Annotated in this window: 20 protein-coding genes, 1 tRNA gene and 1 riboswitch; of the genes, 9 read left to right on the forward strand and 12 right to left on the reverse strand. The window is 69.4% G+C overall.

The genetic code is table 11. The features are described from left to right. Positions 1 to 98 precede the first annotated feature (98 nt). Positions 99 to 1511 carry a DUF445 domain-containing protein gene (locus AMK22_RS09700; protein ID WP_073783337.1) on the reverse strand — a complete coding sequence of 471 codons (1413 nt, stop codon included), beginning with the start codon at positions 1509 to 1511 and terminating at the stop codon, positions 99 to 101. A 143-nt stretch (positions 1512 to 1654) separates the two neighbouring features. On the opposite strand from AMK22_RS09700, the gene AMK22_RS09705 reads away from it, so the two are divergent. Continuing rightward, the gene (locus AMK22_RS09705) at positions 1655 to 3127 is read left to right on the forward strand and encodes an SGNH/GDSL hydrolase family protein (RefSeq protein ID WP_073783339.1); all 1473 of its coding nucleotides are present in this window, start codon (positions 1655 to 1657) and stop codon (positions 3125 to 3127) included. Between the two features lie 122 nt (positions 3128 to 3249). On the opposite strand, the gene AMK22_RS09710 is transcribed toward AMK22_RS09705, so the two are convergent. From AMK22_RS09710 to AMK22_RS09725, 4 genes are all read right to left on the reverse strand, one after another. Further along, complete coding sequence (locus AMK22_RS09710; protein ID WP_073783341.1) at positions 3250 to 3939, reverse strand: DUF1707 SHOCT-like domain-containing protein; 690 nt, start codon at positions 3937 to 3939, stop codon at positions 3250 to 3252. Between the two features lie 54 nt (positions 3940 to 3993). After that, positions 3994 to 5064 (reverse strand): ABC transporter ATP-binding protein, encoded by a 1071-nt coding sequence (locus tag AMK22_RS09715; RefSeq protein ID WP_384412314.1) that lies wholly within the window; start codon positions 5062 to 5064, stop codon positions 3994 to 3996. 312 nt (positions 5065 to 5376) lie between these two features. Continuing rightward, positions 5377 to 6204 (reverse strand): ABC transporter permease, encoded by an 828-nt coding sequence (locus tag AMK22_RS09720; RefSeq protein WP_443333285.1) that lies wholly within the window; start codon positions 6202 to 6204, stop codon positions 5377 to 5379. 34 nt (positions 6205 to 6238) lie between these two features. Continuing rightward, positions 6239 to 7039: an ABC transporter permease gene (locus AMK22_RS09725; RefSeq protein ID WP_073783345.1), complete on the reverse strand. Its 801-nt coding sequence runs from the start codon at positions 7037 to 7039 to the stop codon at positions 6239 to 6241. 168 nt (positions 7040 to 7207) lie between these two features. Here AMK22_RS09725 and AMK22_RS09730 point away from each other — a divergent pair, with 168 nt between their 5' ends. Continuing rightward, complete coding sequence (locus AMK22_RS09730) at positions 7208 to 9754, forward strand: transglycosylase domain-containing protein (RefSeq protein WP_079186020.1); 2547 nt, start codon at positions 7208 to 7210, stop codon at positions 9752 to 9754. Here the strand turns inward: AMK22_RS09730 and AMK22_RS09735 are convergent. From AMK22_RS09735 to AMK22_RS09745, 3 genes are all read right to left on the reverse strand, one after another. Further along, positions 9748 to 10068: a DMT family transporter gene (locus tag AMK22_RS09735; protein ID WP_073783347.1), complete on the reverse strand. Its 321-nt coding sequence runs from the start codon at positions 10066 to 10068 to the stop codon at positions 9748 to 9750. The two genes, AMK22_RS09730 and AMK22_RS09735, sit on opposite strands and share 7 nt — an antisense overlap. A 39-nt stretch (positions 10069 to 10107) precedes the next feature. Further along, positions 10108 to 10174: riboswitch (guanidine-III (ykkC-III) riboswitch) on the reverse strand. Between the two features lie 128 nt (positions 10175 to 10302). Next, on the reverse strand, positions 10303 to 10605 hold the full coding sequence (locus AMK22_RS09740; protein WP_107430514.1) for a GroES family chaperonin: 303 nt from the start codon (positions 10603 to 10605) through the stop codon (positions 10303 to 10305). Positions 10606 to 10705: 100 nt separating this feature from the next. Then, complete coding sequence (locus AMK22_RS09745) at positions 10706 to 11026, reverse strand: DUF3618 domain-containing protein (RefSeq protein ID WP_073783615.1); 321 nt, start codon at positions 11024 to 11026, stop codon at positions 10706 to 10708. Positions 11027 to 11153: 127 nt separating this feature from the next. On the opposite strand from AMK22_RS09745, the gene bcp reads away from it, so the two are divergent. The 5 genes from bcp to AMK22_RS09770 all read left to right on the forward strand — a co-directional run bounded on the left by bcp (position 11154) and on the right by AMK22_RS09770 (position 15071). Continuing rightward, positions 11154 to 11621 carry a thioredoxin-dependent thiol peroxidase gene (gene bcp / locus AMK22_RS09750; protein WP_073783351.1) on the forward strand — a complete coding sequence of 156 codons (468 nt, stop codon included), beginning with the start codon at positions 11154 to 11156 and terminating at the stop codon, positions 11619 to 11621. Between the two features lie 231 nt (positions 11622 to 11852). Further along, complete coding sequence (gene proP / locus AMK22_RS09755; protein WP_073783353.1) at positions 11853 to 13349, forward strand: glycine betaine/L-proline transporter ProP; 1497 nt, start codon at positions 11853 to 11855, stop codon at positions 13347 to 13349. Between the two features lie 171 nt (positions 13350 to 13520). After that, positions 13521 to 14141: an HNH endonuclease gene (locus AMK22_RS09760; RefSeq protein WP_079186039.1), complete on the forward strand. Its 621-nt coding sequence runs from the start codon at positions 13521 to 13523 to the stop codon at positions 14139 to 14141. Continuing rightward, a complete protein-coding gene (locus tag AMK22_RS09765; protein WP_073783357.1) occupies positions 14138 to 14983 on the forward strand; it encodes an HNH endonuclease signature motif containing protein in 846 nt (281 codons plus the stop codon). The genes AMK22_RS09760 and AMK22_RS09765 overlap by 4 nt, the downstream gene beginning before the upstream one ends. 14 nt (positions 14984 to 14997) lie before the next feature. Continuing rightward, a tRNA-Leu gene (locus AMK22_RS09770) sits at positions 14998 to 15071 on the forward strand. Positions 15072 to 15126: 55 nt separating this feature from the next. Here AMK22_RS09770 and rdgB read toward each other — a convergent pair. The 4 genes from rdgB to AMK22_RS09790 form a co-directional block, all read right to left on the reverse strand. Beyond that, positions 15127 to 15729 carry an RdgB/HAM1 family non-canonical purine NTP pyrophosphatase gene (gene rdgB / locus AMK22_RS09775; protein WP_073783359.1) on the reverse strand — a complete coding sequence of 201 codons (603 nt, stop codon included), beginning with the start codon at positions 15727 to 15729 and terminating at the stop codon, positions 15127 to 15129. Between the two features lie 53 nt (positions 15730 to 15782). After that, positions 15783 to 16181 carry a hypothetical protein gene (locus AMK22_RS09780; RefSeq protein WP_073783361.1) on the reverse strand — a complete coding sequence of 133 codons (399 nt, stop codon included), beginning with the start codon at positions 16179 to 16181 and terminating at the stop codon, positions 15783 to 15785. Between the two features lie 102 nt (positions 16182 to 16283). Further along, positions 16284 to 17021 (reverse strand): ribonuclease PH, encoded by a 738-nt coding sequence (gene rph, locus AMK22_RS09785; RefSeq protein WP_073783363.1) that lies wholly within the window; start codon positions 17019 to 17021, stop codon positions 16284 to 16286. A gap of 347 nt (positions 17022 to 17368) precedes the next feature. Further along, a complete protein-coding gene (locus AMK22_RS09790; protein WP_014046255.1) occupies positions 17369 to 17602 on the reverse strand; it encodes a glucose PTS transporter subunit EIIB in 234 nt (77 codons plus the stop codon). 222 nt (positions 17603 to 17824) lie between these two features. Between AMK22_RS09790 and AMK22_RS09795 the strand changes: the two genes are divergently transcribed. Beyond that, the gene (locus tag AMK22_RS09795) at positions 17825 to 19135 is read left to right on the forward strand and encodes a PTS transporter subunit EIIC (RefSeq protein WP_073783365.1); all 1311 of its coding nucleotides are present in this window, start codon (positions 17825 to 17827) and stop codon (positions 19133 to 19135) included. Positions 19136 to 19415: 280 nt separating this feature from the next. Beyond that, positions 19416 to 20699 (forward strand): PTS transporter subunit EIIC, encoded by a 1284-nt coding sequence (locus AMK22_RS09800; protein ID WP_073783367.1) that lies wholly within the window; start codon positions 19416 to 19418, stop codon positions 20697 to 20699. Positions 20700 to 20829: the final 130 nt, after the last annotated feature.

The raw sequence follows: 20829 nt of genomic DNA on the forward strand, positions 1-20829 counted from the left end.
CGGCCCCGTCGCACAACCCCCGGGACCGCGTCCAGGGCCCGTCGTGGTCCGCTGCCGCCGACCACCGACCGCCGCCCACGAAGCCGCCGGGAGCGGCACTAGGCCCCCAGCACCCTCGTCACCGTATGGATCAGCAGCCCCGCCAGCGCACCCACCACCGTGCCGTTGATGCGGATGAACTGCAGGTCACGGCCGATGTGCGCCTCGATCTTCTTCGACGTCTGCTCCGCGTCCCAGCTCGCGACCGTGTCACTGATCAGTGAGGTGATCTCCGCGCGGTACGTCGTCACCACATAGACCGCCGCGTCCTCCAGCCAGCCCTCCAGCTTGGCCTGCATCCGCCCGTCCGTCGCCAGCCGCGCGCCGAACGTCAGCAGCGAGGCCCGGGCCCGCAACCGCAGTTCGCTCTGCTCGTCGTCCGCCGCGGTGATGATCATCGCGCGGACCGACGCCCAGGCCGACGCGATGACCTCCTGCACCTCGCTGCGCCCCAGGATCTCCGACTTCAGCCGCTCCACCCGCGCCCGGGTTTCCGAGTCCGTCCGGAGGTCGGCCGCGAAGTCGGTGAGGAAGGTGTCGATCGAGGCGCGCGCCGGATGCCCCGGCATGTCCCGCATCTCCGTGACGAAACGCAGCAGCTCCTTGTAGACCCGCTCCCCCACCCGCTTGTCGACGAACCGCGGGGTCCAGCCCGGCGCCCCGCCCTGCACCGCCTCCATCACCGAGTCGCCGTGCAGCACCAGCCAGTCATGGGCCCGTACGCAGATCAGGTCCACCACCCGGCGATGACCACCGTCGGCGACGACCTTCTCCAGCATCTTGCCGAGCCCGGGCGCGATCTCCGCCGCGTTCGCCCGCCGGGTGATCGCCTCGCCCACCACGGCCTGCACATCGGAGTCGCGCAGCACCGTCAGCGCACCGCGCAGCGCGGTCGCCAGCTCGGCGGTGACCCGGTCGGCGTGGGCGGGCTCGGCCAGCCAGGCGCCGAGCCGGCCGCCGATGCCGAGAGCATGTATACGGCTGCGCACCACGTCGCCGGAGAGGAAGTTCTCGCCGACGAAGGACCCCAGAGACTGCCCGAGCTGGTCCTTCTTGGTGGGGATGATCGCGGTGTGCGGGATCGGCAGGCCCATCGGACGCTTGAACAACGCCGTCACGGCGAACCAGTCGGCCAGCGCGCCCACCATCCCCGCCTCGGCGGCCGCGGCGACATAGCCCGGCCAGCCGCTCACCCCCGCGTGCTGCGCCCAGGTGGCGAGCACGTACACCAGCGCGACCAGCAGCAGGAGGCCCGTGGCCGTGGCCTTCATCCGGCGCACACCGCGCCGCTTCTCCTCGTCGGCCGCGGTGTACGCGAACGAGGCGAGCGGGGCCGGGTGGCCCCCCGGCCGGGGACGGGCCGCGCCCGTCACCCGCTCCGGGGCACGCCCCGGACGCCCCGCGCCCCGTTCCCCGGGGCCGCCGGTCCCTCCCGTCCCGTCCGCCCCGCCGGTTCCGTCGGTCCGTTCCATCGCTCCACCTGTCCGCATACGCATCACCCCCCGGTGTCCGTACGCATTGTGCCTGTCTGTCCTACTCCCACGCCGCACGTGGAGTTCCCGATGCCTGCTTCATCATGGGACCAGCCCGACACGTACGAGGAGAAACACCGTCCATGCCCAGGCTCCGGGGACGTGCCCCGCTCATCGCCCTCGTGGCGGCCACCGCCGCACTCGCCGCCGGGGCGGCGTCCGCCGGTCCCCTGCTGTTCCCCGGCTCCCCGTCGCTCACCGGTCGCCTGCCGTCCTCCGGATCCCCGTCGTCCGCCGGTTCCGTTCCGCGTTCCGGCCCGGAGACCGGTGATACGCATCCGTACCCGCGGCCGATCGCCGGGCCCGTGATCCCCGCCCCCGCCGCATCCGTTCCCCCTGCCGCACCGGTTCCGTCGGCCGCACCCTCCGCGCCCGTCTCCTCGGCCGTACCGGCCGCGCCCACCCGTTCCACCGGCCGCTGGCTCGCCACCTGGTCGGCGGCCCCCACGGCCGGGGTGGACGACACGTACTCCGCCGGCGCCCCGGTCCGCCGCACCATCCACAACATCGTGCACACCAGCATCGGCGGAGACGCGGCGCGCATCACCGTGTCCAACCTCTTCGGTACGCGTCCGCTGGTCGTGGACCACGCCGCGGTCGACGCCCGCCCCGTGACGTTCCGCGGCGCCACCGCCGTGACGATCGCCGCGGGCGGACAGGTCGTCAGCGATCCGGTCGTCGTCCCGGTCGCCGCCGACTCCGACCTCGTCGTCACCCTGCGCACCCCCGCCGCCGCGGGCCCGGTGACCGCGCACCCCCGCAGTCACCAGACGTCGTACGTGGAGGACGGGACGGGCGTCCGGCCCACGACCGACTGGCGCTACCTCACCACCGTCGACGTACGCGCCACGACCGCCACCGGAACCATCGCGGTCATCGGCGACTCCCTCACCGCCGGCACCGGCTCCGCACTCGACACGAACAGCCGCTGGCCCGACGTGCTCGCCGACCGGCTGCGCGGCCGGTACGGGGTGGTCAACGCGGGCATCGCGGGCAACCGCGTGCTGCGCGACGGCACCGGCATACGGGCGAGCGCCCGCTTCGACCGCGACGCACTGGACATCGCCGGGATACGGACGGTGGTCATCGCCCTCGGCATCAACGACGTGCAGAAACACCCGCAGGAGACCGACCCGCGACGCATCGCGGACGCTCTGCGTTCCCTGACCCTGCGCGCCCACGCACGCGGACTACGGGTTGTCGGAGCCACGCTGATGCCGTACGAGGGGTACCGCACGTGGACGCCCGCGCGGAACGCCGTACGGGAACGGGTCAACGAGCTGATCCGGGCGGGCGGGGTCTTCGACGCGGTCATCGACTTCGACGCGGTGGCCCGCGACCCGCACCACCCGACCCGGCTGCTGCCCGCCTACGACTCCGGCGACCACCTCCACCTGAACGACGCGGGCTACCGGCACCTGGGCTCGTCGGTGGATCCGGTGAGCCTCATGGACCCGACGGACCCGACGGACCCGGCGGACTCGACCGGCCCGGCGGACTCGACCGGCCCGGCGGGGCTGCCGCACCGACAGCAGCCCGTCGGCGGCCGGTTCTGAGGCCGGGGCGGTCCCTTCCCATTCCTGCGGCTACGACTCGGCCACAACGCGCTCGACGCGACCCGAGGAGGGCCTGACAGGATCGAACGGGATCGAAGGGACTCGAAGAAACCCAGGGAGGTCTAAAGGCCGTCCCGCCCCTCGCCCTTCTCCAGCCGTCCGCGCCCGCGCCCCAGCTCCCGCTCCCGCTCCGCCTCCTTGAGCCGCTTTCTTTCCGCCTTGCTTCTCTTGCGTTCCACGCCGACACCGCCCATCAGCGCGAACCCGGTGATCCGCACGCGAGGCGCGTCCGGCGACGGGACGCCTTCGTCCTTCGAGCTCTCCCCGAAGCCGCCCATGATGCCGATGCCTCTGACCTCGACGTTCAGCTCCGGCGGAACCGTCACATGGATGCCGCCCATGATCGTGAAACAGCGGATGACCACCTCGCGGTCCTCGAAGTTCGCCTCGCGCAGGTCGATGTCACCGCCGCCCCACATCGCGAAGCCGGTGAACTTCCGGCCCACCGTCCAGTTGCCCCGGCGGCCGAACCCGCCCCAGAGGGCGAACCCTCCGCTCGACGTGGCCGGCTTGCCGATCCGGTCCGCCCAACGCAGCTCCGAACCGGTCGTCGCAGGGGCCTGGCCCACCGGGCGCCCATGGGTGCCGGGTGCCGGAAGATCCCGTACGAGCGGTTCCAACTCCCCATGCGTACGCGCCTTGTAAGTCGCGTCGAGCCGCTGCTCGAACTCCTCCATCTCCAGCCGGCCCTCGGCCACCGCCTCGCGCAGGATCTCGGCGATGCGCTCACGCTCGGCGTCGGAGGCACGCATTTCAGGAAGCTCACTCGTCATACCGCGCAGCCTATTGAACCCCGCGTGGTTCCGTCACCGATCCACATGCGCCCGCACGCCGTCGGCCGACGCGTACATCTTCGCGATCACCGCCTCGATGTCGGGCTCCCGCACCGAGAGATCGACCAGCGGATGGTCCGCGGCGATCCGGGCGACCAGTGGCGCGGCCGACTCCGAGGCCGGGAAGGACAGCCACTGACGCGGCCCCTCCACCTTCACCGTACGCACGAAGGGCGCCGACTCCAGCCGGATGGGCGGGAGTTCACGCTCCAGGTCGACCACCAGCATCCGCTCGCTCTCCCCCACCTCGTGCAGCCCGGCCAGCGCGCCGTCATACATCAGCCGACCGTGGTCGATCACCATCACACGCTTGCAGAGCTGCTCGATGTCGGTCAGATCGTGCGTGGTCAGCAGGACCGTCGTACCGCGTTCCGCGTTCAGGTCCCGCAGAAAGCCACGCACCTTGGACTTGGAGACGACGTCGAGGCCGATCGTCGGTTCGTCCAGGTACAGCACCTCGGGATCGTGCAGCAGAGCCGCCGCGATGTCGCCACGCATCCGCTGCCCCAACGACAGCTGCCGCACAGGAACGTCCAACAACTCACCCAGATCGAGGAGTTCGACGCACCGGTCCAGGTTCTCGCGGTAGCGGGCGTCCGGGATCCGGTACATCCGGTGCATCAGCCGGTACGAGTCGCGCAGCGGCAGGTCCCACCACAGCGTGGTGCGCTGGCCGAACACCACTCCGATCCGGTGCGCCAGCCTCGTGCGCTCCCTGGACGGGTCGATGCCCGCCACCCGCAGCCGGCCGCCGCTCGGGGTGAGGATGCCGGTCAGCATCTTGATCGTGGTCGACTTCCCGGCGCCGTTCGGGCCGATGTAACCGACCATCTCGCCGCGCGGGACACGGAAGCTGATCGAATCGACCGCCCGCACCTGACGGCGCTCACGCCGCAGGAAACCGCTTCTGCGGCGCACGTCGAAGACCTTCTCGACGTTGTCGAGCACGATGAAGTCGGCCTCTCCACCGCTCCCGGCGCCGGACTTGCCGGCGACCTCGGCGGTGGCCTTCCCAGCGGCCTTCCCACCAACCTTCGCACCCACTCCTCCACCGGCCTTCCCGTCGACTCCTGCACCGGTCCCGGCGCCGGCAGTGCCACCGGGACGGCCCCTTTCCCCCGTACGGGTGCCCTCCCCCGCCGCCATCCCCGCCCCGGCCTCCGCCTCCGCCTCTGCGTCCATCTCCGATGCCCCTGTTCCTGTCCGTGTCCCGGCCCCGGCCCTCGCGGCTGCGCCCGCGTCCGTACCCGTGCCCGCCCCGTACTTAGTACTTGCTCCTGCCCCGCACCTCTCGGCCTACGTCCTCCTGCCCCCTTCGCCGCCCGCCCCTCGCACCGCCCCCGTCGCGCATCCCGGTCAGCTGCCCGTGCTGCGGTACGCGCGCAGGCCCTTGCGCCAGGCCAGGCCCGCGCCCACCCAGCACAGGGCGGCCACCGCCGGAGGCAGGAACGCCACCCACTCCGGCAGTCCCAGCGGGTACTCCCGGCCCAGCACGTACAGCGCGGGCAGCCAGTTCACGAACGCCAGCGGCACCACGAACGTCACCCCGCGCACCAGGTCCTTCGCGAAGATCGACGGCGGGTACTGGAGCAGTGTGTTCCCGCCGTACGTGAAGGAGTTCTGCACCTCGGAGGCGTCCTGCGCGACGAACTGGAACGCCGCCCCGACCACGAACACCGCCGCGAAGATCGCCGCACCGCTCAGCAGCATCAGCGGGACCACCACCACCTTCAGCGGTGTCCACTCGATGTCCAGCACCACCAGCGCGTACCCCAGGACCAGCACGCCCTGCGTGATGCGCCCCAGCCTGCGCAGCGCGAACCGGTCCGCCGCGACCTGGGCCAGCACCGGCACCGGCCGCACCAGCAACGTGTCCAGCGTGCCGTCGCGCACCCGCCGCCCCAGCCGGTCCATCGAGCCCATGACCAGGTCGGCGAGACCGAACGCGGTGCCCGAGGCCCCGTACAGCAGGGCGATCTCCGGCAGCGAGTATCCGCCCAGCGCGTCGACGTGCGAGAACATCAGCATGATCGCGACGAAGTCGAAGGCCGTCACGGCGAAGTTCCCGAACGCCGTCATCGCGAACGAGGCCCGGTACGCCATGGTCGAGCGCAGCCACATCGTCGCGATCAGCCCGTACGCCCGGACCCCCTCGACGAACCGCGACCGCTCGACGAACACCACCGCGGGCCGGTCCGCCCCGGCCCTCCCTGTCGTCTCAGCCACCCTGGACCACCACCCTCCGCGTCGCCACCGACTGCAGCAGCCGTCCCGCCAGCAGCAGCGCCAGCGCCCAGCCGCCCTGGAACGCGTACGCCTCCACCAGCCCCCACCCCGTGTACTTGCCGAGGAACACATCGGCCGGCACCTGAAGCAGCGACGACCACGGCAACACCCGGGCCACCTCGCCCAGCACCCCGGGAAACAGCGTCAGCGGCAGCAGCATCCCGGAGAAGAACAGCCCGGCCAGGGACGTCATCTGCGACACCCCCGCCCCGTCCAGCAGCCAGAACGCGGAGAGCGCCACCAGATAGCGGATCGCGAAACTGACGACGACACCGAGCGTCACCGAGACGAGAAAGGCCGACCAGACCGCCGGCGAGGTCGGCAGGGCGAGTTCGAAGGCGAGCGAACCCAACAGCATCGGCGCCACACCACGGCCCAGCAGATGGAAGGCCGCGCGCCCCAAGTCACCTGCCAGCCACCACAGTTGGAGGTCAACGGGACGGTAGAGATCGACCGCCACATCACCCGTCCGGATGCGCTCGATCAGTTCGTCCTCGAAGCCGCCGCCCATCATGGCGCAGGTCATCAGCAGTGCCTGCCCCAGCCATACGTAGGTGAGCGCCTGAGGCATGTCGTAACCGCCGAGCTGCGGACGCTCGTCCCACAGGGCCACGTAGGTGTACGTCATGATGAAACCGAAGACGGTGTTGGTGAACACTCCCGCTGCCGTGGCGGTCCGATAGGTGGCGTAGCGCCGGAAGCCGCCCGCCGCCACCACCGCGTACAACCGCACCCATCGCTCCCGTCACCCGGGTGCCGAGCCACCGTCAGGCACCAAAGCGCATGACATTAGCCCCAAGTGGGCGGTCGCCGCGAGCGCTTTTCGATGGTCGATCCGGTGCGTATGAGACAGAAAAGTGCACTATGGGGGAAGTGACCGCGGCCGAGGAGTCTGCACGACATGAGCGACGAGCCACAGCAGCCGAGCGGAAGACACGAACCCGGCAACCAGCCCTCCGGGGCCCCGTCCGCCCGCGCCGACAGCAGCACCGGCACCGCCGGAATCACCGACACCACCGGCAACGCCGACCCCGCACGGCACAACGACGGCAGTGGCACCGACGAGCCGCGGCAGAGCGACGGCGCCGACGAGCCGCAGGAGGACGGACACCCGGGGCGGACCGGCCGACGCCGGATCGCCGGCGCCCTGCGCACCGCCGTCGGCGCCCTGCTCCTGATGGCCCTGCTCCTGCTCGGCGGCCTCATCGCCGGATACGAACTCGTCGACATCCCGGCCGCCAACGCCAACGCCACCGCGCAGTCCAACGTCTACCTCTACCGGGACGGCAGCGTCATCGCCCGCTCCGGCAAGATCAACCGGGAGAACGTCAGACTCTCCCAGGTCCCGCTCACCGTCCAGCGCGCCGTCCTCGCCGCGGAGGACCGCGACTTCTACTCCGAACGGGCCATCGACCTCAAGGCCATGACCCGCGCGGCCTGGAACACCCTCACCGGCAAGGGCACCCAGGGCGGATCGACCATCACCCAGCAGTACGTCAAGAACTACTACCTGGGCCAGGAACGGACCGTCCCGCGCAAGGTCAAGGAACTCTTCATCGCGGTCAAGCTCAATCGCGAACAGCCCAAGAGCCAGATCCTCGAGGGCTACCTCAACACCAGTTACTTCGGCCGCAACGCCTACGGCATCCAGGCCGCCGCCCTGGCCTACTACGGCAAGGACATCGGCCGGATCACCACCGCCGAGGGCGCCTACCTCGCATCCCTCCTCAACGCCCCCAGCGCGTACGACGTCGTCGTCCACCCCGAGAACAGGACCGCGGTCCTCGCCCGCTGGCACTACGTCCTCGACGGCATGGTCAAGGAGAAGTGGATCAGCCCCGCCGAACGGGCCGCCATGAAATTCCCCGTACCCGGCAAGGTCAGGCCGCCCACCGGACTCTCCGGACAGCGCGGCTACATCGTCCAGGCCATCGGCGACTACCTCACCGCCCACGGCGTCATCGACGAGAACACCCTGGCCACCGGCGGCTACCGGATCACCACCACCCTGGAGAAGAAGAAGCAGAACGCCCTCGTCAAGGCCGTCGACGACAACGTCACCTCCCAGACCAGCACCCAACGCGACATCGACCGCCACGTCCGCGTCGGCGGCGCCTCCATCGACCCCGCCACCGGCCGGGTCCTCGCCATGTACGGCGGCTTCGACTACACCAAGCAGTACGTGAACAACGCGACCCGCCGCGACTACCAGGTCGGCTCCACCTTCAAGCCGTTCGTCTTCGCCTCCGCCGTCGCCAACGACTCCATCACCCAGGGCGGCCGCCGCATCACCCCCGCCACCATCTACGACGGCACCACCAAACGCATGGTCCAGGGACGCAACGGCCCCACCGGCTACGCCCCCGCCAACGAGGACGACCGGAGCTACGGCCGCATCACCGTGAGCACCGCCACCGACCGGTCCGTCAACGCCGTCTACGCCCAGATGGCCCAGGACGTCGACCCCGCCAAGGTCGGCCGGACCGCAGTCGCCCTCGGCATCCCCAAGAACACCCCCGACCTCACCGCTTCACCATCCATCGCCCTCGGCGTCGCCACCGCCAGCGTCCTCGACATGACCGAGGCCTACGCCACCCTCGCCAACCACGGCGTGCACCACGCACGCATCCTCGTCGACAAGGTCAGCAAGGACGGCGAAGACCTGACACTGCCCGGCCCGAACACCGGACAGGCCGTGCCCCGCGAAGCCGCCGACACCACCACCTGGATGCTCCGGAGCGTCGTCAAGGACGGCACCGGAACCGCCGCCCAGTCCGCCGGCCGCCCCGCCGCGGGCAAGACCGGCACCGCCGAGGAGGACCGGGCCGCCTGGTTCGCCGGCTACACCCCCGACCTCGCCACCGTCATCGCCGTCATGGGCCAGGACCCCAAGACCGGTGCGCAGAAATCGCTCTACGGGGCACTCGGGCTCTCCCGCATGAGCGGCGGCGGACCACCCGCCCGGATCTGGGGCCAGTACACCGGCGCGGCGCTGCTCGACAGCGCGGCCAAGAACTTCGACCTCCACCTCGAAAACGGCTTCGACGAAGAAGACCTCGACTACGCCGAGTGGGAGATCGAGGACCACTACGGCGACGGAAGGTACGACAACGGGAGGTACGACAACGGAAGGTACGGCGACGGAAGGCACAGCACCAGAAGACCGTACGAGAACCTCTACGGCCCACCGGCCCACCGCGGATCCGCCCCGCCCGCCAAACCGCACAAGCCCGGAAGCGGCACACCCACCGGCGGCGGGACGCCGGTCCCCGGGGCCGGGCACGCGACCGGCAACGGGGGCGGGGGCGGGAACGGCGCCGACGACAAAACCGGAGGCGCCACAGAGCACGCACCCCGCCCGAGCACCGGGGTCACTCCCGCACCCCCGGACACGCACACCCCCCGGGCCACACCCCCGCCGCACACCAGCACGGCACCGCGTCAGTGACCGGACGTCGCCTTCAGCCCCACGACGGCCACCAGCAGCAGACAGACGAAAAATATCCGGGCGGCGGTCGCCGGCTCACCCAGGACCACCATGCCGAGCACCGCCGCACCGGCCGCACCGATGCCGACCCACACCCCGTACGCCGTACCGATCGGCAGCGTCCGCGCCGCATGGGACAGCAGCACCATGCTCGCCACGATCCCGAACCCGGTGAACACACTCGGCCACAACCGCGTGAACCCATCCGTGTACTTCATACCGATCGACCAGCCCACTTCCAGGAGACCGGCGAGCACCAGCAGAACCCACGCCATGACGACACCTCCGACGAGACAGAAAAACGCGAACCATCAGGTGCGTCGTCTTTGCGAATCCCGGTACGGCGCACGTCTCGTCGGGTGGGCTCCACCGTAGCAAAACACACGCAAAGCGGCTGGTGACCCCGGTCACCAGCCCCTGCACGGCACACAGCACTCACGCCCCGCGCGCCAGGACAGCGCGGGACGAACGACGCGGGCCGCGAATCGGACTGCGGGCCACGGATCGGACTACAGATACAGCCCGGTCGAATCCTCCGAACCCTCGAACCGGTCCGCCGCCACCGCGTGCAGATCCCGCTCACGCATCAGTACATACGCCACACCGCGCACCTCGACCTCCGCACGGTCCTCGGGGTCGAACAGCACCCGGTCCCCCGGCTCCACCGTCCGCACGTTCTGGCCCACGGCGACCACCACGGCCCAGGCCAGCCGACGGCCGACCGCGGCCGTCGCCGGAATCAGGATCCCGCCGCCCGAACGCCGCTCGCCCTCCGGCGCATCGGACCGGACCAGCACACGGTCGTGCAACATGCGGATGGGCAGCTTGTCGTCGGTGTTGTTCTCACTCACGACCCGCAACCTACCTGCCCGACACCGCTCCGCAAGCCTCCGGGGTGCCCAGAGCGCCGCATCAGTTCTTCCGGCGCTTCCTCGACGTCGCGATCAACCCCACGACACCGACCGCGAGCAGCGCCACCGGCACGACACGCTCCAGACGCGGCACCCCGTCCTCGGTCACGAACTGCGCCTTCACGTCCGACACCGCCCGGTTCACCGCGACAAAAGCCCGGCCGGCCGTCCGGTCCACCGCCTCGGCGGCCTTGGCCTTCGCATCGTCCATGATCGTCTTCGGGTGCACCCGCACCCCGATCTCATCGAGCACCACCGCGAGCTGTTCACGCCTGCTGATGATGTCCGCCTCGATCTGCGCAGGGGTCCTGGCATCCGACACCGCGCCGCCTCCGTGGTACTCGTCCGTCAATCTTCATCGACAGTCTGTCAGCTCGACAGCCCACGCACCCGGCGGCACCCCTATTACGCTCGGTCCCGTACACCGCACGCGCCACTTGAGGAGAACCATGAGCGAGCGACTCCAGCCCGGCGACACCGCCCCCGCCTTCACCCTCCCCGACGCCGACGGCAACGAGATCTCGCTCGCCGACCACAAGGGCCGCAAGGTCGTCGTCTACTTCTACCCGGCCGCCCTGACCCCCGGCTGCACCAAGCAGGCCTGCGACTTCACCGACAACCTGGCGCTGCTCGCCGACGCCGGATACGACGTCATCGGCATCTCCCCCGACAAGCCCGAGAAGCTCGCCAAGTTCCGCGAGAAGGAAAACCTCGAGGTCACCCTGGTCGGCGACCCCTCCAAGGAGATCCTCACGGCGTACGGCGCCTTCGGGGAGAAGAAGCTCTACGGCAAAACGGTGACGGGAGTCATCCGTTCCACGATCGTCGTGGACGAGGACGGCAAGGTCGAACGAGCCCTCTACAACGTCAAGGCCACCGGCCACGTAGCCAAGATCATCAAGGACCTCGGCATCTGACCCCGCCACCCGATCCCCGGCAGCCGGCCCCGACGCCCCGGCATCGGGCCCGACTCCCCGACCCCCGCCCAGGACCACCCCGAGCGGCCCAACGCGGATGAGGAACACCCGCATGCCACGGGAAGCATCCGCATGTGAGGGACGTCGCATTCGACCACCGCACCGGTTTGAGGCCGCCATGACCGCGCAGAAGCCCTTTCTGGAACACCCATCCGAGGAAAGGACCCGGTCATGGCGGCCCCCGACCCCCATCAGGCGGCCGATCCGGAGGCGGTGAAACGCCACCCCACCCTCTTCCGCGCGATCCGGCAGCGGAAGAACCCCAGACTGCGCCGGACGGACATCACCGTCACCGACGAACGGGCCGTCCGCCGCGCCGTGAAGGCCGCGTCGCTCGGCAACGCCATGGAGTGGTTCGACTTCGGGATCTACTCCTACCTGGCCGTCACACTGGGCCATCTCTTCTTCCCGTCCGGGAACGACACCACCCAGCTCCTCTCCTCCTTCGCCACCTTCGCCGTCGCCTTCCTCGTACGGCCCCTCGGCGGCCTCTTCTTCGGCCCCATGGGCGACAGGATCGGCCGCAAGAAGGTCCTCGCCCTCACCATGATCATGATGGCGCTCGGCACCTTCGCGATCGGAGTCATCCCCTCCCACGCCTCGATCGGCCTCTGGGCCCCCGCCCTGCTGATCTTCTTCCGCCTCGTCCAGGGGTTCTCCACCGGCGGCGAGTACGGCGGCGCCTCCACCTTCATCGCCGAGTACGCCCCCGACAAACGCCGCGGCTACTTTGGCAGCTTCCTCGAATTCGGCACCCTGGCCGGCTACGTCGGCGCCGCCAGACTCGTCACCGCCCTCACCGCACTGCTCGACTCCGCCCAGATGGAGAGCTGGGGCTGGCGCATCCCGTTCCTCGTCGCGGGCCCCCTCGGCCTGGTCGGCCTCTACCTGCGGCTGCGCCTGGACGAGACCCCGGCGTTCCAGAAGCTGGAGGGCGGCACGGTCCACGCGACGGACGCCGCCGACGGGGTCGAGACCACGACCAGGGGCGACCTCGCCATCATCTTCCGGCAGTACTGGCCGACGCTGATCCTCTGCGTCTGCCTCGTCGGCGCGTACAACATCACCGACTACATGGTGCTGTCGTACATGCCGACCTATCTCTCCGACGAACTCGGCTACAGCGAGACCCACGGCCTGCTCGTGCTGCTCGCGGTCATGGTCCTCCTGATGCTGGTCATCAGCCGGGTCGGCCGGCTGTCGGACCGCTTCGGGCGCAAGCCGCTCCTGATGACCGGCATGCTCGGCTTCGTCTTCCTCTCCCTCCCCGCGTTCCTCCTCATCCGCCAGGGCGGCATGTTCGCCATCACGGCCGGCATGCTGATGCTGGGCCTCTCCCTGGTCTGCATGCTCGGCACCATGTCCGCCGCCCTCCCGGCCCTCTTCCCCACCCACATCCGCTACGGCTCCCTCTCGGTGGGCTACAACCTCTCGGCGTCCCTCTTCGGCGGCACGACCCCGCTGGTGATCACGGCCCTGATCAGCTGGAGCGGCAGCGAACTGATGCCCGCCTACTACGCGATGGCCGCCGCCCTGGTCGGCGCGATCTCCGTGGCGTGCATGAAGGAGACCGCCCGCAAGCCCCTGGCCGGCTCCCCGCCGTCGGTGGAGACCCCCGAGGAGGCGGCGGAACTTGCCGCGTCCCAGACACCCGACCCGAAGTTCTGACCCGGAAGGGCCGTACGGCGGGCCCGAACGGAATGGTTCGTGCCGCTTCAGCTTCGCCCGAAGCGGCGCGACCCACTCCACATCTTGTCGGATATAGGACGTAACTCTCCGACAAACGGACCGTTACTCCGTACGAGACCACGAACGCGCGGTCGGATGCGGAGGGGATCGATGACCCGTCGATACACGCGAGACCTGCTCGAAGAGGCAGCACGCAAGACGAACACCTACGACGACGCGGTCCGCTGGTGCGGGGGCACGCCCACAGCGGGCAGCAGGCGTTATCTGCGGCAGAAGATGGCGGCGGCGGGGGTGGACACCTCACATTTCACGAAGAAGTGGGTTCGCTACTCGGACGAGGCTCTTCGGGAATCCGTAGCGGCGTCCACCTCGGTCAAAGAAGTCTTGCAACGACTGGGAGTCAGCCCCGTGGGCGGCAGCCACACCCACTTCAGTCGACGGATCGCCGCGCTGGACATCGACACAACCCATTTTGCGAAGCGCCGAGGTCGCATCGAGGTCCCACATGGCGGGCTGCTCGTGCTCGGCTCTCCGCAGGACGGGCGAATCCACCACGCTCGGCTGCGGCGAGAACTTCTCCGGCTGGGAGTGCCGGAGCGCTGCGCAAGATGCGGAACAGGCACGATGTGGAACGGCAGGCCACTGAGGCTTGAGGTGGATCACAAGAACGCCGACTGGTGGGACAACCGGCCGGAAAACTTGCGGTTCCTCTGCCCGAACTGTCACTCCGTGACCGACACCTACCGCGGGCGGAAACGGACAACCGGATGAGCGCCCGGAAGTACACACGCGACTTGCTGGTGCGGACCGTGGCCGAATCGGTCAGCATGGTGGACCTGATGCGCAGGCTCGGTATCGCACTCGGCAGTGGTCCGCACGCCTATCTGAAAAGGCGCCTACGGCACTACGGCATCGACACTTCACACTTTCACGAAGAATCCCTGCCAGAACGGGAACGCCGTTCCTACCCAAGAAAGTTGCTTGCCGAAGCGGCGGCGCATTCCCACAGCATCCGGGAAGTGCTGGAGTACATGGGTCTCCCCCCACATGACAGCCCATACGGCCACATCCGCAAGAAGCTTGATCAATACGGCATCGACACCTCGCACTTCACGCGTGGCCGTCGCTACGAAGCAGGCGTCCTGGATCGAAACGAGTTGGCGGCGGCGGTCGGGGCATCGTTCAGCGTCTCCGCCACACTCAAGCTTCTCGGCCGTGCCGACAACGGCGCATCCCGCGCGCTCGTGAAGCGGAGCATTGAAGCGCACGGCATCTCGGTCGAGCACTTCACCGGACAGGGCCACTTCCTGGGGACGACGTCTCCCCGCCGCAAACCTGCGGCGGAGATCCTGACACGGCTCGCCCCGTCCTCGCCCAGAACGAGAACCGTACAACTGCGACGCGCCCTTGACGACCTGGGCCTACCGCACCAGTGCGCCGCATGTGGTCTCGGGGATGTCTGGCAGGGCAGGCGCCTGGTTCTGGAGATCGACCACATCAATGGGGACAGACTGGACAACCGTCGTGAGAACTTGCGGTATCTGTGCCCGTCCTGCCACAGCCAAACAGGCACTTTCGCCAATCGCCCCCGCCCACCCCTTGCAACGCAGTAACATGGCGTTGGCCTGCGCCCGTACGCCAACTGGGGAGCGACGGCTTTTAGGTAGCCGTGTTGTGTCGGTTCGAGTCCGACCGGGCGCACCGAGCACGGAAGGTGCCTGGCCTCCCTCGAAGGAGGCCAGGCACCTTCTGTCAATCACCTCACCAGCTCCCGCACCACCGGTACCAGGGCCCGGAACGCCTTGCCGCGGTGGCTGATCGCGTTCTTCTCGGCCGGGGTCAGTTCCGCGCAGGTGCGGGTCTCGCCGTCCGGCTGGAGGATCGGGTCGTAGCCGAAGCCGTTGGTGCCGGACGGGGTGTGGCGCAGGGTGCCGGTGAGACGGCCCTCGACCACGCGTTCCGTGCCGTCGGGGAGGGCCAGGGCCGCCGCGCAGGCGAAGTGGGCGCCGCGGTGGGAAGCGTCGATGTCGGAGAGCTGGGCCAGGAGCAGGTCCAGGTTGGCCCGGTCGTCTCCGTGGGTGCCGGCCCAGCGGGCGGAGAAGATGCCGGGGGCGCCGCCCAGGACGTCGACGCAGAGGCCGGAGTCGTCGGCGATGGCCGGGTGGCCGGTGGCCTTCGCGAGGGCGTGGGCCTTCAGGAGGGCGTTCTCCGCGAAGGTGACGCCGGTCTCCTTGACGTCCGGGACATGGGGGTACGCGTCCGCGCCGACGAGTTCGTGGTCGAGGCCGGCGTCGGCGAGGATCGCGTGGAGTTCGGTGATCTTCCCGGTGTTGCGGGTGGCGAGGATGAGGCGGGTCATGTCCCCCAGTATCGGGGGTGGCGCGTGGGGCCCGTTCGGCGCGTCGGGTCCGGTCAGGGCGTGCAGATCTTGCCGATCTCCGTGGCGGCGTCGACGACCGGGGTGATGTCGGGGGCCGTTTCGCCCTTCTCGACGGCGTCGCGGATGTTGCCGACGGCGGTTTCGAGGTGGTCGACGGCCTTGCCGAGGTCGGCGTCACCGGCGGTGTCGCCGAGTTCGCCCAGTTCCTTCTCGATCTCGTCGAGGGCTTCGGATGCCTGGGTGGGGTCGTTCGAGGCGTTGGAGGCGGCCTGTTGGAGGTTGTCGACACTGGTGGCGATCGCATCGGCGGTGCGTACGCAGTCGAGTGCCTTGTCGACGGCGCCGCAGCCGGCCGCCGCGGTGAGGGTGAGGGCGAGGGCGGTAAGGGTCAGCGCGACGGTGGTGCGGCGGTGGCGGGTTGCCTCGGCCATGGTGCGATTCCTCCCCGGGTGCGGATACGCGGACGGGCGCACGGTTCGATCCGTGCGCCCGTGCTCGTAACGACGCCTTGCGGTGCGTACGTGGTTGCTTCCTCACTCGCCGGTCGTGCGGGCGAGGGCCTCGGCCTGGAGGGCGGTGAGCTCGGTGCAGCCCGCGGTGGCGAGGTCGAGGAGGGTGCCCAGTTCCTTGCGGTCGAAGGGGGTGGTCTCGGCAGTGCCCTGGACCTCGACGAAGCGGCCGTCGCCGGTGCAGACGACGTTCATGTCGGTCTCGGCGCGGACGTCCTCCTCGTAGCAGAGGTCGAGGAGGGGGGTGCCGTCGACGATGCCGACGCTGACGGCGGAGACGGTGCCGGTCAGGGGCTTGCGGCCGTGCTTGACGAGCTTCTTGCCCTGGGCCCAGGTGACGGCGTCGGCGAGGGCGACGTAGGCGCCGGTGATGGCGGCGGTGCGGGTGCCGCCGTCGGCCTGGAGGACGTCGCAGTCGAGGACGATGGTGTTCTCGCCGAGGGCCTTGAAGTCGACGACGGCGCGCAGGGAGCGGCCGATGAGCCGGCTGATCTCGTGGGTACGGCCGCCGATCTTGCCGCGTACGGACTCGCGGTCGCCGCGGGTGTTGGTGGAGCGGGGCAGCATCGAGTACTCGGCGGTGACCCAGCCTTCGCCGCTGCCCTTGCGCCAGCGGGGGACGCCCTCGGTGACGGAGGCGGTGCAGAAGACCTTGGTGTCGCCGAAGGAGATGAGGACGGAGCCTTCGGCGTGCTTGCTCCATCCGCGTTCGATGGTGACGGGTCGGAGCTGTTCGGGGGTGCGGCCGTCGATACGAGACATGGTGTCGACCCTATCGGGTGCGGGGATGGCGCCCGTTCGGGTGCGGTGCGGGTCCGGTCGGGTGTGGTACGGGCCTCCGGGGGCGAAGGGAGCGGCCCGGGCCCGTCCTCGCGCGCGGTCGGCACGGAGGGCCGGAGCCGTGGTGCGGGGAAGCGGTCGGCGGGGTGCGGCACAGGCCCCGTCCGGCGGGGCGGGGCCTGTGGTGACGCCTGGCGGTCCGGCTCAGCCGAGGGGCCGGAGGCGGCGGGCTCGGCGGGAGGTTCCGCGTGCGGTCGCGGTCGTACGGGAGGTGTCGCGTACGGTCTGGCGAGTAGTCGCGCGGGAGGTCCTGCGTACGGTCCGGCCGGTCACATCATGTCTTCGATGTCGGCGGCGATGGGGTCGGCGTCGGTGCCGATGACGACCTGGATCGCGGTGCCCATCTTGACGACGCCGTGGGCCCCTGCGGCCTTGAGCGCGGCCTCGTCGACCTTGCTGGGGTCGTGGACCTCGGTGCGGAGGCGCGTGATGCAGCCTTCGATCTCGTCGATGTTGTCGATGCCGCCGAGCCCGGCGACGATCTTCTCGGCCTTGCTGGCCATGGCGTTCTCCCTGCTTGTTCACGTGCGTGCGACGGCCCACCCTGGGTCCGTTTCGTCACCGTAACGCACGTTTGGCCCAGCTTCGCGGGCGAGTGACCGGCCCATCCTCAATGATGACGATCACCGGCACCCTGCCCGCCGGACGGGTTACGCACCGTACCTCAAGTGGTCTACACCAGTTTGCGCCGACCGGTGAACGCGCCGGTTCCGGGGAGGACACCGATGAGCTCCAGCAGTGCCGCAGTACCGCGGAAGACATGGTGGAACACCTTCTTCCAGGGCCTTCAGAAGATGGGGCGCAGTCTCCAGCTCCCGATCGCCGTCCTGCCCGCTGCGGGCATCCTCAACCGGCTGGGTCAGCCGGACGTGTTCGGCGACGAGGGTCTGGGCTGGGACGGCGTGGCCAAGGTGTTCGCGGCGGCGGGCGGTGCGCTGCTCGATTCGGGGCTCGGTCTGCCGTTGTTGTTCTGCGTCGGTGTGGCGATCGGCATGGCGAAGAAGGCGGACGGGTCGACGGCGCTCGCCGCGGTGGCGGGCTTCCTCGTCTACTACGCGGTGCTGCACGCCTTCCCGGTGGACTGCGCGCCGGGTTCGACGTTCACCTCGGGCGGCACCTGGTCGGGGACCTGTGTCACGAAGGACGCCAAGGTCACGGCGGCCGAGTACCAGAACCCCGGGGTGTTCGGCGGCATCGTGATGGGGCTGCTGTCCGCCTGGTTCTGGCGGCGCTACCACCGGGTCAAGCTGGTGGACTGGCTGGGTTTCTTCAACGGCCGCAGGCTCGTGCCGATCATCATGGCCTTCGTCGGCCTGCTCTTCGCGGCGCTGTGCGCCTGGCTGTGGCAGCCGATCGGGGACGGCCTGACCAGCTTCTCCAAGTGGCTGGTCGACCTGGACTGGGCGGGTTCCGGCGTCTTCGGCATCGCCAACCGCGCGCTGCTGGTCATCGGTCTCCACCAGTTCCTGAACACCTTCACCTGGTTCCAGTTCGGCGACTTCACCAAGCCGGACGGGACGGTGGTGCACGGTGACATCAACCGGTTCCTGGCGGGCGACCCGACGGCCGGGCAGTTCACCTCGGGCTTCTTCCCGATCATGATGTTCGCCCTTCCGGCGGCGGCGCTGGCGATCTATCACTGCGCCAAGCCGCATCGCCGCAAGGCGGTCGGCGGCATGATGCTCTCGGTCGGGCTGACGTCGTTCGTGACGGGCATCACCGAGCCGATCGAGTACTCGTTCCTCTTCGTCGCACCTCTGCTGTACGGGATCCACGCCGTGCTCACCGGCGTCTCGATGGCGGTGACCTGGGCGCTCGGGGTCAAGGACGGCTTCAGCTTCTCGGCGGGCCTGATCGACTACGTCATCAACTGGAGCCTGGCGACCAAACCGTGGCTGATCATTCCGATCGGCCTGGTGTTCGCCGCCGTCTACTACGCGATCTTCCGGTTCGCGATCACCGGATTCAACCTCCAGACCCCGGGGCGGGAGCCCGAGGAAGTGGCGGAGGAGATCGAGGGGAACCTCACGAAGTAGCACGTCGAACGGGCCTTTCGGCCTGCCCGGAGAAGGCCATCGACCCCTGCCGTCCGGGGGCCTTCACGCTGTTGCCCCGCGCCCGGAATCACGATTGCGAAGCAATCCGGAATCATAGGTTCCTTATCTGTCCCACACCGTGTTACAACTGGTCTAAACCACTGAGTGGTGCAGACCACGTGGCGCTCTGCCGCGTTCTCCGAGTCGCCGCCCTTCCCCCCTCGTCGATGGCTCCCCCATCGACGCCGCGGGCAGCGCCTTGCCCCCATGGAGGAAGTTGATGTCCACGGCAGACACCGCCCCCGCGGCCACCGGGAAGCCCTCGGCCGACAAGAAGAAGGGCGCCGGTGCCATGGCTGTCATGCAGCGCATCGGCCGCAGCCTCATGCTGCCGGTCGCGGTGCTGCCCGCGGCCGCGCTGCTGGTCCGCCTCGGCAACGACGACATGCTCGGCAGGGAGTCGTTCCCCGGCTTCGTCACCAGGATCGCGGGCTTCATGGCCGCGGGTGGCAACGCCATCCTCGACAACATGGCGCTGCTGTTCGCCGTCGGCATCGCGATCGGCTTCGCCAAGAAGTCGGACGGCTCGACCGCGCTCGCGGCCGTCACCGGTTACCTGGTCTTCCAGAAGGTGCTCGCCACCTTCACCGACAGCAATCTTCCGCAGGTCGCGAAGGTGGTCGACGGCAAGATCGTGATGACGGACGCCCCCGTGGACGCGAAGGTCCTCGGCGGTGTGGTGATGGGCATCGTGGTCGCGCTGCTCTACCAGCGGTTCTACCGGACGAAGCTGCCGGCCTGGGCGGGCTTCTTCGGCGGTCGCCGCCTGGTCCCGATCCTCTCCGCGTTCGCGGGCCTGGTCATCGGCATCGCCTTCGGCTACATCTGGCCGGTGCTCGGCACCGGACTGCACAACCTCGGTGAGTGGCTGGTCGGTTCCGGCGCGGTCGGTGCGGGCATCTTCGGCGTCGCCAACCGTGCGCTGATCCCGGTCGGCATGCACCATCTGCTGAACTCGTTCCCGTGGTTCCAGGCCGGTGAGTTCAACGGCAAGAGCGGCGACATCAACCGCTTCCTGGCCGGTGACCCGACGGCCGGGCAGTTCATGACCGGCTTCTTCCCGATCATGATGTTCGCCCTTCCGGCGGCCTGCCTCGCGATCGTCCACTGCGCCCGTCCGGAGCGTCGCAAGGTCGTCGGCGGCATGATGTTCTCCCTCGCGCTCACCGCGTTCGTGACCGGTGTGACCGAGCCGATCGAGTTCACGTTCATGTTCATCGCCCCGGTGCTGTACGCGGTGCACGCGGTACTGACCGGTGTCTCGATGGCCCTCACCTGGGGCCTCGGCATGAAGGACGGTTTCGGCTTCTCGGCGGGTGCGGTCGACTTCCTGCTGAACCTGGGAATCGCGACCAAGCCGTGGCTGCTGGTGCTGGTCGGGCTCTGTTTCGCGGTGGTCTACTACGCGGTCTTCCGCTTCGCGATCACCAAGTTCAACCTGCCGACGCCGGGCCGCGAGTCCGACGAGGAACTCGCCGAGATCCTCAAGGCCGAGGCGAAGTAACCGGGGCGAAGCAGCCGGGGCGAAGCAGCCGGGGCGAAGCAGCCGGGGCGAAGCAGCCGGAGCGAAGTTGCCGGAGCGAAGCCGGCGCGGCGAAGTTGCCGAAGCCGCCGAAGCGGAAATGTGGAGGCGA

Origin of the sequence: Streptomyces sp. CB01580, assembly GCF_001905795.1 — a bacterium.
Lineage (GTDB): Bacteria > Actinomycetota > Actinomycetes > Streptomycetales > Streptomycetaceae > Streptomyces.